General features: G+C 41.2%; 9 protein-coding genes and 1 pseudogene. 6 read left to right on the top strand and 4 right to left on the bottom strand.

Annotated features, from left to right (window positions below; genetic code table 11):
* Positions 1-178 precede the first annotated feature (178 nt).
* Entirely contained in the window at positions 179-901 is a 723-nt protein-coding gene (locus tag ACROAE_RS10690) for an FtsX-like permease family protein (protein WP_432401564.1), read from the bottom strand.
* 104 nt (positions 902-1,005) lie between these two features.
* Between ACROAE_RS10690 and ACROAE_RS10685 the strand changes: the two genes are divergently transcribed.
* From ACROAE_RS10685 to ACROAE_RS10675, 3 genes and pseudogenes are all read left to right on the top strand, one after another.
* Complete coding sequence (locus tag ACROAE_RS10685; RefSeq protein WP_432401536.1) at positions 1,006-1,983, top strand: transposase; 978 nt, start codon at positions 1,006-1,008, stop codon at positions 1,981-1,983.
* A gap of 495 nt (positions 1,984-2,478) precedes the next feature.
* Positions 2,479-2,616, top strand: a pseudogene (locus ACROAE_RS10680) (transposase); the annotation flags it as partial.
* A gap of 288 nt (positions 2,617-2,904) precedes the next feature.
* Positions 2,905-3,492 (top strand): hypothetical protein, encoded by a 588-nt coding sequence (locus ACROAE_RS10675; protein WP_432401534.1) that lies wholly within the window; start codon positions 2,905-2,907, stop codon positions 3,490-3,492.
* A 212-nt stretch (positions 3,493-3,704) separates the two neighbouring features.
* On the opposite strand, the gene ACROAE_RS10670 is transcribed toward ACROAE_RS10675, so the two are convergent.
* Positions 3,705-4,688, bottom strand: a complete 984-nt coding sequence (locus tag ACROAE_RS10670; protein WP_432401532.1) for an FAD:protein FMN transferase — start codon at positions 4,686-4,688, stop codon at positions 3,705-3,707.
* Between the two features lie 165 nt (positions 4,689-4,853).
* Between ACROAE_RS10670 and ACROAE_RS10665 the strand changes: the two genes are divergently transcribed.
* Positions 4,854-5,810 (top strand): 4'-phosphopantetheinyl transferase family protein, encoded by a 957-nt coding sequence (locus ACROAE_RS10665; RefSeq protein ID WP_432401530.1) that lies wholly within the window; start codon positions 4,854-4,856, stop codon positions 5,808-5,810.
* Positions 5,811-5,964: 154 nt separating this feature from the next.
* Here ACROAE_RS10665 and ACROAE_RS10660 read toward each other — a convergent pair whose 3' ends face one another.
* Positions 5,965-7,986 (bottom strand): alkyl/aryl-sulfatase, encoded by a 2,022-nt coding sequence (locus ACROAE_RS10660; protein ID WP_432401528.1) that lies wholly within the window; start codon positions 7,984-7,986, stop codon positions 5,965-5,967.
* Positions 7,987-8,403: 417 nt separating this feature from the next.
* On the opposite strand from ACROAE_RS10660, the gene ACROAE_RS10655 reads away from it, so the two are divergent.
* A complete protein-coding gene (locus ACROAE_RS10655; protein WP_432401526.1) occupies positions 8,404-9,336 on the top strand; it encodes a LysR family transcriptional regulator in 933 nt (310 codons plus the stop codon).
* 66 nt (positions 9,337-9,402) lie between these two features.
* Here ACROAE_RS10655 and queF read toward each other — a convergent pair whose 3' ends face one another.
* Entirely contained in the window at positions 9,403-10,260 is an 858-nt protein-coding gene (queF, locus tag ACROAE_RS10650) for an NADPH-dependent 7-cyano-7-deazaguanine reductase QueF (RefSeq protein WP_432401524.1), read from the bottom strand.
* 54 nt (positions 10,261-10,314) lie between these two features.
* Between queF and syd the strand changes: the two genes are divergently transcribed.
* Entirely contained in the window at positions 10,315-10,965 is a 651-nt protein-coding gene (gene syd, locus ACROAE_RS10645) for a SecY-interacting protein (RefSeq protein WP_432401522.1), read from the top strand.
* Positions 10,966-11,076: the final 111 nt, after the last annotated feature.

Below are 11,076 nucleotides of genomic sequence, written 5' to 3'. Positions count from 1 at the left end.
AACATTTTTTGCCAAATCAATCGCAATAGTGGTAACTTTCATGGTGGACGCTCCTTAAGTAACTGTATGGTTCAACATCAGTTTGGCGCATTGACGCCGTATTAGGGAGCGTCCATCTCATCACCCACCCCAACTGTACCAACGCAGTCGTTTGTATAGGCATTATATTTTAGAAAGTCTATTCATGGCGTAAGGCTTCTATAGGATCGAGTTGTGCGGCCTTACGAGCAGGGAAGTAGCCAAAAATAACGCCTACAGCGGCTGAAAATAAAAAAGATATGGCGACAATGCTTAGATTAAATACAAAAGGAACGCCCATTAAGTTTGCCAGCGTAACCGATCCAATTAATGCCAGTATAATCCCAATAATGCCGCCTAATGATGACAACATTACAGCTTCGACCAAAAACTGTAACAGCACTTCCCGCTCCATGGCGCCAATAGCAAGACGAATCCCAATTTCCCGCGTGCGTTCGGTGACTGATACCAACATGATATTCATAATACCAATGCCGCCTACCAATAAACTCACTGCTGCTACAGCACCTAATAACGTAGTTAATACTTTTGTGATACCACTTAACATGTTAGATATTTCTTTCATATCCATGACGGTAAAGTCATCTTCTTCATTAGTTGCGATATGGCGCCGTTCACGCAATAATTCACCGATAGCTTGTTTTACTTTTTGGGTTGATTCGCCATCGTTTACAGAAATTTGAATCAGTTTAATATCTTGGTTACCGGATAAACGTCGCTGAAAAGTTCGTAGGGGGATGATCACTAAGTCGTCTTGATCAGACCCCATGGTAGACTGTCCTTTGGCACTCAATAGCCCGATGATTTCACATGAAAACTTTTCTAATCGAATTTTTTTACCTAAAGGATTTTGGTTACCAATAGAACACGGCCACCCAAACTAGAACATGGTCACCCACGCTAAGTGGATAAATATCAAACAACCTACTAGGCTTAGTTACCTTTAACTCTGACTGGTAATCTAAGATGGCTAGACCAAGACAAACTATCGTTAGCCTAGAAGATACTCCTTATTATCACTGTTGTTCGCGTGTGGTGCGTAAGGCATTTCTTTGTGGAATTGATAATTCAACAGGTGAGAACTTTGAGCATCGGCGTGAGTGGGTTGATTCACGCATTCTTGAGTTAGCGACCATCTTTGCTATTGATATCTGTGCCTATGCAGTGATGAGTAATCATTTGCATGTAGTGTTGAAAGTTGATGCTGACAAAGCAAAGCAGTGGTCAGATAAAGAAGTGCTCATTCAATGGCACAAAGGCTTTAAGGGCACGTTGCTCACGCACAAATACTTAAAAGAAGAAGATCTTAACTCATTTGAACTTCAAACGGTTAATGAAAGCATTACCGAATACCGTAAGCGCTTAATTGATATCAGTTGGTTTATGCGTTCTTTAAGTGAGCCAATCGCTCGAATGGCCAACAAAGAAGATAAATGTACAGGTAGATTCTGGGAAGGGCGCTTTAAATCCCAAGCACTGCTTGATGAAGCCGCAGTTTTAGCCTGTATGGCTTATGTGGATTTAAACCCAGTCAGAGCCAAAATGGCAGCAACACCTGAAACCTCAGATTACACCAGTATTCAGCGCCGTATCAATTCAGCAATGAAAGGAGAACAACCACCAGAGTTATTACCGTTTGTGGGAAATGAAAGGCTCAATATGCCTAACGGGCTCATGTTCAGTGTGAAAGACTACATTATATTGGTTGAAGATACCGGTCGGATTATTCGAGAAGGTAAGCGTGGCGCAATTAGCTCAAGCAGCCAGGACATACTGAATAGGCTAAACATCCCCGCAGAGAATTGGCTTAAAATCACTACAGAATTTGGTGCATTATTTAAAGGCGCTGTCGGCGCATTACCTGCCTTAACCGAATATTGTGAGCATTTAGAGCGAAAACGACGACAAGGCGCTGCAAATTGTCAGCGCTGGCTGTGCGCTTAAGTCATAATCCCCAATCGAATTACCATTTCCTTATACTTGATTATTATCAAAATTTTCTGCTGTGTTGAGTTCTGCAAATGATGAATAAACCATTAATTTAACGATAATATTTTAGTTATATCGATAAAAATTGATGAGTTTAGTGCAACCATTATAACCCTCGCAAAAGCCATGAATACGAGTTAAGTTAATTGTTCAAATAATGGGTGGCTTTGTCAGGAAGCTCAATTGTTCAAATAATGGGTGGCTTTGTCAGGAAGCTCATTTCCTTATACTTGATTATTATCAAAATTTTCTGCTGTGTTGAGTTCTGCAAATGATGAATAAACCATTAATTTAACGATAATATTTTAGTTATATCGATAAAAATTGATGAGTTTAGTGCAACCATTATAACCCTCGCAAAAGCCATGAATACGAGTTAAGTTAATTGTTCAAATAATGGGTGGCTTTGTCAGGAAGCTGGTTCAAATAATGGGTGGCTTTGTCAGGAAGCTTAAAATCACCACAGAGTTTGGTGAATTATTTAAAGGCGCTGTTGGCACATTACCTGCGTTAACCGAATATTGTGAGCATTTAGAGCGAAAACGACGACAAGGCGCTGCAAATTGTCAGCGCTGGCTGTGCGCTTAAGTCATCATCCCCAATCGAATTACCATTTCCTTATACTTGATTATTATCAAGTTTTTCTGCTGTGTTGAATTCTGCAAATGATGAATAAACCACTAATTTAACGATAACATTTTAGCCATATCGATAAAAATTGATGAGTTGAGTACATCAAGTATAACCTTCGCCAAAGCAATGAAAACGAGTTAAGTCATTTGCTCAAATAATAGGTGGCAATTTTCAGGTGGCATTTTTCAGGTGATGCTCATAGACTATTCTTAACTTCAATTGATAAAGGAACTTCGCAAAATTATGTTTAAAGTTGGAGATCAGGTAACCCCAGTTTCTTTAGGCGGGGCATCCTATAAAGATGCAAAGCTTAAGATAGAAAATAATATTGCAATCGTGTCCCCATCCTTTCAAAGTTATTTATTTGAAGTTTTTCTTCAATCGCTTGCATTAGGGGGTCTTATTTTTATGACAAGCGGTGTTTGGGGAGATGATAGCTCTGATGGTAATACTTTCATTTTAATAGCCACTATACTCTGCTTATCTTTTAGTGGCATTGTCCGTTTAATATTTTTTAAAATAAGAAAAAAGCATAATTTTGATAAGAGTTCAGATGCTTATTACCCGGGAAAAATAATTTGTACTAAATCGGTAATTAAACTATCAGAAATTGAAAAGCTTTATCTTATCAGTAAAGAAATATATTCATCAAATAAGTCGTATACAAGTTTTGAGTTGAGTATTTCCACCTTTGATGGCTGTCGAATTTTGATAATGAACCACGGAGATTGGCATGAAATTAAACGGGATGCAGAATTACTATCAAATTATTTAAGTGTTCCCTGCGAAAACTTAAAAAATGGTTTAATTTATGAGCAGGCTAAAGTTTAGTTTAAGCCAATTAAACATGGCCATATATGGACGCTCCCGGTGAGTCAAGATAATACTCTGCTCACAGAAGGCTTTTTGGCCTTGGTTTTCTGTACAGCATTCTCACTCTTATCGTTGCTTTTGATGCGACTCATATACTGCTAGAAGCGATTGTACTGCCCTGATGTTAATAAAAGGCAAGCTTGCCACCATGACGAGAAGATTGTTAATCATCAATCTTGTTGTAACCCTGTTGATACATGCAGGGTTTGTTGGTTATCGATAATGATGGCTTCGTAATCAGGTAACTCATTGATTAACGACATGCCTTGTTGTAATCCCATCACAAAAATGGCGGTGGAGAGGGCGTCTACGTAAGTTGGGTTTTTACCAATAATCGATACACTCACCACATTGCGGGCGGAATCGCCGGTTTTGGGATTAATGATGTGATGATAACGCACGCCGTCTTCGATGAAGTAACGCTCATAATCGCCAGATGTGGATATCGATTCGTTACTAAGAGGTAACTGCACCGCAGTTTTTTCTTCGGCGCGAGGGTGTTTAATGCCTACAAACCACGGGCGACCGATACGATCGCCAAGTAACGTGGTGTCGCCGCCAGCGCTAATGAGTGCATGCTCAATGCCGGCATTTTTAAGAATGGCGATACAGTTTTTAACCGCATGGCCTTTGGCGATCCCGCCTAAATCAATTTTAACATCAGCATCGGTAAATTTAACGGATAAGCTCGGTTTATCTAAGATAACCGTTTGATAATTAATGGCAGTTAGCGCCTGTTTGATTGCTGTTTGATTGGGTTTTTGATGCTTGCGGTAATCGTATTGATAACCGATAGAGGCATAAGTGATGTCAAACATCCCATGGGTTAATACTGCAATGTCGTGCGCATCGGTGAGTAAATCAAACAATTCCTGGCTAACAATAACAGGGCGGCTGGCCGCATCACGGTTAATCACGCTCAGTGCACTGGTGGCGATATAAGGGCTCATGGTTTGATCAATGCGTTGCATTTCTTGTTCAACCGCCACTATGAGTTCATCTGCTGTTGTTTGTACTGCGCCATCATCTAACCAAAATTCAACATGGGCGAGGGTTCCCATGACATGGAAGCTCTTTTGGTGCCACTGGGCAAAGGCCGAGTGCGAATTAAATGCAAACAACATGATGACAATAACGGCGCTGAATTTACCCATGAATCGTTTGTTTCCTGTAAGGCGGTAGCGCTGATTGTTGATTAAATGGCTGTAATCGGCAACAGCTATGATGAAAATAAGTGCTTAATCGACAAATTACTCGCTGCGTTGCCCATATTACGGTAATTTAACCTTATTATTGTCTATTCGAGTCTTGTTGTTTTAATGCCCATTATTGCCGATATCAATCAATTCTTTCCATCCATAAAGCCGCATATTTACTTTGTGCCACTTGATTCTGAACTTGCCTCTGCAGACTTTGATGCTGGATTAGCTCTGGGTTGGCTAAGCGATGATGAAGTGGCAAAAGTTGCCCGTTATAAAAGCCCGTCGGCGCGTAATAATGCCCTGCAAGTTAGACTGGCACTAAGAGCAATATTATCGCGCCACAGCGATATTGAGCCTGCTCAGTGGCAGTTTATTTATGGCGCCAAAGGCAAGCCTGCATTAAGCCATGATTTATGTACGCAAACGGGATTACATTTTAATTTAAGTCACAGTGGTCAGTGGTTAATGATTGGTGTGATTGATGTTGAGAGCAGTCAGCATAACGTTAACCTTACGTCTGAGCGTAGTGTTGAGTTAACCCAAAGCACTCAATCTGAGCTTCTTCCCTCCCTGTGTTTTGGCGTCGATATTGAGCGTGAGCGAAGCAGTACCGATATTGTACCAATTTTAAATCACTATTTTACTCAAACAGAAACCAACACATTGTTACAGTTACCCATTGAGCAGCAGCGGCAACGTTTCTTTGATTTATGGGCGGTAAAAGAGTCTTACATTAAAGCGCGTGGGCTAGGTTTAGCCTTGTCACTTAAATCCTTTGCCGTTGATTTTAGTGAGTTGAATGAAGGGCATGTGCAATTGCAGGGTAAGGATGAGCAATCTATTTTTTTACATCAAGGGGTTAAGCTTAACTTTACCGATATTGAAGACATTGCCAATACGATGACATGGCAAACGCAACTGGGCCGGCTTGATCAACAATATCGTTTTGCCATCACTTTAGGCGTAAATAAACATGATATTGGGCCTAGCTCGAGTAAAGAAATCTATGGCGATTGCGAATTATCTGTTTATCAATTTTCGCTGGCACAATTGTTGGCAGACGCGAATCTTTAGTTAGTAATTGCTTATCCGCTATAAAAATCATCTATAAAGGATCAAGTATAAAAATTAAAGATAAGCGGGAGGCAATTCAGCCGAAGCATTGCTTCGGCTGAATTAAGTGACGAAATATGTTACTCGTTATTCGCAACTGTTCTACTGCTAACGTTTACTTTAAAGGGACGATGGCAAAGCTTTCATCAAATTGCACTAAAGTGGAGGCTATTTTTCCAAACGCTTGTTGGTCACCTGTCATATTGGCTTTATCTTGTTCAAGCAGTTGTTTAAGCGACGTTTTACCTAATAACACATTGACAATATCGTCTTTGTCGACGGTTAATGTGGCATCTGCCGTTTTAGCTTTTTCGACCACAATGTTATTGAGATTGCCATGACTCAGTTCAACAAATACGGTAGTTTCAGGTGTTGTGCTTGTCGCTTTAGTGACCACATTTAAACTGATATTACCGAGTTTATCCGCTACAATACTGTCGACTTTCACGGCTAAAAAATCAAATAGCGTGGCAATATCCATTTCACTTATCACATCGGCAGAGGCTGACTTTGGCGCGCCAGGTAGAATGCCAATCCGTAACTCTTGTGCGCCAGTTAAATAGATGTTTCTCCAGCCCGCCCCTTCTGCTTGATAACCGAGCTGCTCATAAGTGTCGGCGAGTAAATCACGTGCGACTTGGTTTGTGGGTTCGGCCATCACCAGTTTATTGAGTACCGTGGCAACAAAGCGATAATCGCCTTGAGCATAATCGACCTTGGCTTTTTCAATAATAGTTGCAGCGCCGCCCATATATTGAACAAACTTAATAGCTTCTTGCTGCGTTGGCAGCGGGTTTAAGTTGGCTGGGTTCATGTCAAAGTAGCCCAGATACATATTGTAAACCGCTTTGGCATTGTGGCTGTAGGTACCGTGATACCCTTTGGTGTACCAGGTGTCTTTAACCGTTTGTGGAATGGTGTCCATGATGGCATCACCAATATCTTGTATTACCACACCCTGATTGGCTAGGCGCAGCGATTGATTATGCACTAGGCCATAGTTGTCGCGTTGCATTTTAAGGTACTGGTTAATTTGCTCGTTTCCCCATACGGGCGCAGAGTGAGCTGCAAACAGCACTTGTACATCTTGACCAAATGCATTGATCATTTGGTTAATGTCTTTTGACCACTTTAACGCATCACGTACTTTGGCTCCGCGTAAGGTATAGATGTTGTGCATTCCATCGTAGGTAAGCTCACCGCTCCACAGTGCGTTTAATGACGGAATATAAGTGATCATTTCGCTGGCCGCTTCAGTGCCAGAGGCATCCATAAAGACCATTTCCAGACCATCAATGGTTAAGGTTTCCCATTTGCCTTGTTGATTGAGTTGATAATCTGGTTTTACGTAAGTAATTTCACCTTTTGATAACCCCTTTGCCAGCGCCGCATCAACAATACCATGGTCATTTTTACCGAGCATCACCCCATATTGATAGCTGGCACGGCGGCTCATGGCATTACCTGCGAGCACGTTTTCATCAACGATTTCGGCGGTGATATTGTTTGAACCATACACTTTTACATTAGGGTATAAGGCTTTTATGCCGCGAGCGCCGCCAAAATGGTCCGCATGGCTGTGGGAGTAAATCATCGCTACTATCGGTAAATCTGTACCTTCTGGCAGATTCGCAAAGGCAAATTTTATTGATTGCTCTGCAGCTTGCTTTGTTAACAACACATCATAAATAATCCAACCTGTTTTACCGCGGATTAAGGTCATATTCGATAAGTCAGTTCCGCGTACCTGATAGATCCCCTCTGTCACTTTATACAAACCGTTCGGCACCATATTAAGCTGTGCCTGGCGATAAAGTGACGGGTTAACCGAGTCCGGAAATTGATCTTTAATAAAGCTAAATTCAGCACGTAAAATATCAGCGGTAGCTTGGTCAAATTCGGCAATTTGGTTTTTACTAAAGCGCTCAAAGGCTACCTTGTCCTGAAAGTTAAGGCTGTGGGCAACTGCTTTGTTATGGGCAATCGTTGCTGCTGAAGCGGCTTTACCTTGGTAATCTACTGTTAGGTGGTCATGTTGGTGCTGCGCCGCAAAAGCTGGCAATGAAAGTGCGGTGATAAATGAAAATGCTATTGTTGAACGTGTAATAGTTGATAACGGAAGAGAATATTTTTGCATAAAGAGCCTCAAGAAATTAAAACCAGTGTTGTTTAGCGATTGAGCAGTATTAACCTATCCTAGTGAATAAATGTCGGAATATAACTATGGTAAAACAGTTAAAATGCATTCATATTATGAATGTATTGGAGCGGATCTTAGGTATTAATACCATTGCGCATTAATAAGTGACCACTCAGAATGCATCCAGCGGTTTTTGATTAAGGCGTCGCTATATAGTAATGGTTGTTCCCTTTCAAATAGCGAGAACGCAGAGCAAAAGGCGCTGGGGCATTCCTTTCAGGCGAGTTTTAAAAGGGCTTACACTGCGTTGCATGACTTCGAAAGAGAACAACTATTCATTCAGTCATTCGCCTTGTTTAAGCCTTTTTAAATTCTCGCTGAGAGATCACTTACTAACGCGGAATGGTATAAGCAATGGATGATAAACAAAGCCAAAAATTAGCGACCCTGGATTTAAATCTATTGCGGGTGTTTTGTGTTGTATGTCAGCTGTCGTCAATCACAAGAGCTGCGGAGCAATTAGCGATCACTCAATCGTCGGTGAGCAATGCGATCAATCGGCTCAAGACGGCATTAGATTGTGAGTTGTTTATTCGAGTGGGACGCGGCATTGAACCAACGGCTTCTGGGTTGCACATCTTTAATTCGGTGCAGCCAATGCTTGATGCCATTGAGCAAACCTTAAGGGGGATCAGCGAGTTTGATCCCCACACCTCAACTCGAGTATTTACGATTTATGCTAATGAGTCGGTCATAGATTTATTACAGCCGCTGCTTGATAAAGCCCTGGCTAGTTTATCGGTGCGGGTGGTATTGCGAAATTCGCCTGTGCTAGAAGCAGAGCAATATCAAGATTTACAGATGCAAAAAGTGGATTTGGTGATAGATATTGTGCCGCCAAAACTTAAAACCTTTAGTTTTCAAAAGGTGGCTCAGGAGCAGATTGTTTGTGTCGTACGCGAGCAACATCCTCACATTAAACAGCAAGTGAGCCCAGAGCAATACTTTGCTGCTGAGCATGTTATGTATCGCTTTCATCGGGACAATATGCGCGTAGCCGATATTATTGCCCATGAACCGTTACCACCACGCACCTTACACAGCGAGCACACGTCGTTATTGAGTATGCTTTCATTGATCAGTAAGTCTAATGCCATTGGCATTGCGCCCTATGCCTTTACTCAAAGTTATGCCCAGTTGTTTAAACTTAAATTACTTAAGCTGCCTTTTGAGACTCGCCCGATTGAATTATTCAGCATTTGGCCCAGCAAACATGCACAAGATAAGTCATGTCTTTGGCTCAGACAAACCATTGAAACATTAATGAAACAAGCTTATACAGCTTAACCTGGCAACAAAAAAAGCCAATCGATGATGATTGGCTTTTAACGTTTTACGCTAGCGCTTTAGTCTTTACTGTCTCGCGAGACGGTTAGATTCTGGCGGGTTTTCAAAGTCACTGCGGTACGGGTTAATGTCTAAACCGCCGCGACGAGTATAACGCGCATACACTGTTAACTTAGTGCATTGGCAGTATTTTTTTAAGTCGACAAAAATACGCTCAACGCACTGCTCGTGAAATTCATTATGCTGACGGAAAGAAATCAAATAGCGCAGCAGTTTTTCACGATCAATTTTAGGGCCTTGATAGCGGATCATCACACTGCCCCAATCTGGCTGTGAGGTGATTAAGCAATTAGACTTTAATAAGTTTGAATTTAACGTTTCTGCGACATTTTTGTCAGGGTCGGTGCTGTCCACTAAATGATCGGGGTTAAACTCGTACTCAGTCACTTCTATGTCTAAATCGTCAATGCACGTGCCGGGTAAATCGACAATACGTTCAAGATTAAAGTGCTTAGGTTCGATAACCTTTGCTGTCACTTCACCTTCAGCGCAAGCAGCTAAGTCGCGACTTAATGTGTCTTGTACGTTTTCAACACTATCAAATTTAGTTTGGTTAAAACTGTTTAGGTACAGCTTGAACGATTTAGACTCAATTAAATTTTTGCTGTTGATATCAAGTTGAACTTCTAACAAAGCCACAACAGGTTTGCCCTTGGCATTCAGCCAAGACAATTCATAGCCTGTCCAAATGTCAGTGCCATGGAATGGGAGATCACCACTTAATGCAATTGCATCTCGATTAAGTTTGCGTGGAACCCCTTGCAGCAGTGACGCGTCATACTCAGCCTGATAAACAGTCGCATGGCCTAGTGTTAGGCCTTTAAGAGCCTCTGCATCACTATAAGGGTCGTGATTGTGTGTCATCTAATCGGTTTCCGTGTCAAAATATCGTTTTATTATAAACTACGAGTGGCTTAAGTGTCTTGTTCATCTGCATTAGATTGCTTTATAAAAAATTATCTTAAATCTTATCAAGATACGCTATCTGAATTTCCGCGCTATTATCCTTTGGGCGAAGATTCAATATGTATTCAAGGGACATTGAATGCGGACACTGATGATACTGTGTTTTGGCAACCGGTAAAACGTGATGTTGCCGCTGATTTTAGTAACGTAGAGCATGCATTAAATATTCAATTACACCAAGATATTCATGCATTTTATGGCGAGTATTTTTCTGCGCCATTGCAGTTTACTGCGTCTTTTGGTGATGGTGAATTATTGCAAGTGTGGAATCAAGATGACTTTGAAATTTTGCAACAAAATGTAATTGGTCATTTAATTATGAAGCAAAAGCTGAAACAACCGGCAACCTGGTTTATCGGTGTGCTAGGTGATGGCGACGAAATGCTCACCGTTAACAATGACGATGGCAGCGTGTGGATTGAAATCCCAGGTGAAAAGCAGCGCACTAAATTAGCCGAATCATTAACTGCATTTTTAGAGCAAATATCACCGATGATCAAACCGCCATTAAAACCCGTTGAGGAAATATCTCATACGGTCGATCATCCTGGCATTTGGCATCGCATTAAAACCATGTGGGATTATTTGTTACGTAAAAAATAATCTCATCCAGCATTGAAGTGCCAATTTATGGTGCTTTAATGCGTTCATAGTATTCAAACACGAGCATTCAAACTCGAACATTCAAATTCGAGGATTCAAATACTTATCTTC

It is taken from the genome of Shewanella sp. MF05960 (assembly GCF_050849305.1).
Taxonomy (GTDB): domain Bacteria; phylum Pseudomonadota; class Gammaproteobacteria; order Enterobacterales; family Shewanellaceae; genus Shewanella.
The sequence above is the reverse complement of the archived record's forward strand: the minus strand, read 5'-3'. Positions and strand labels throughout refer to the sequence as shown.